1 protein-coding gene is annotated in these 569 nt (G+C 48.0%); it reads right to left on the reverse strand.

Annotated features, from left to right (window positions below; genetic code table 11):
* Positions 1 to 474 (reverse strand): linear amide C-N hydrolase (locus tag ACT3RQ_RS17730; protein WP_444680993.1); only part of this gene is annotated, 474 nt, incomplete at its 3' end.
* Between the last annotated feature and the right edge of the window lie 95 nt (positions 475 to 569).

Consider the following 569-nt stretch of genomic DNA (forward strand, 5'->3'; position numbering starts at 1 on the left):
CGCCTGCTTTACTTCGTCAACGGTAGAAAACTGAGAAAGCGCCCAAGCGCCGAGGTCGATAGCTGCCAGCACCGCCTGCGTATTGTTAACCATATCGGCGGGGCCTTCGGTGCTGGCATACGCCAGCAAGCCAAACGTCAATCCCTTGTCGTTAACGCCTTCAGCTACTTTTAAATCTTTTGATACGGGGTCCGGCACCGTAACGGCAACAAAGGCGTTTTGGCCGGTAAAATCCAGCACGTGATGTTTATCAGCCTGCGAGCCAAAGCTAGTGCCTGCTGGAAAGTAGGACACTTTATAAGGTAGCTCCATGGGCAGTTCCATGGTGCGGCCCGCATAAAATTTATCATTTGCGTCGCTATAAAGAAGGGAGGTACATGCGGCCACTGTGGGCGCGAGGGCAATACTGATCGCCGATAGGCAAAAACCTGCTAAACAAGGCTTGGAAAAACGTCGCATACTACTCTTCCTCATCTTATTAATAGTTAAACCACACTTCAGGCAAACTATAGCTTATTTATTATCAAATCAACTTACATAAACGTCCCCTTCATAAAAAGAAACAGTAT

Source organism: Halomonas sp. AOP43-D1-4 (genome assembly GCF_052446175.1).
Classification (GTDB): domain Bacteria; phylum Pseudomonadota; class Gammaproteobacteria; order Pseudomonadales; family Halomonadaceae; genus Vreelandella; species Vreelandella citrativorans.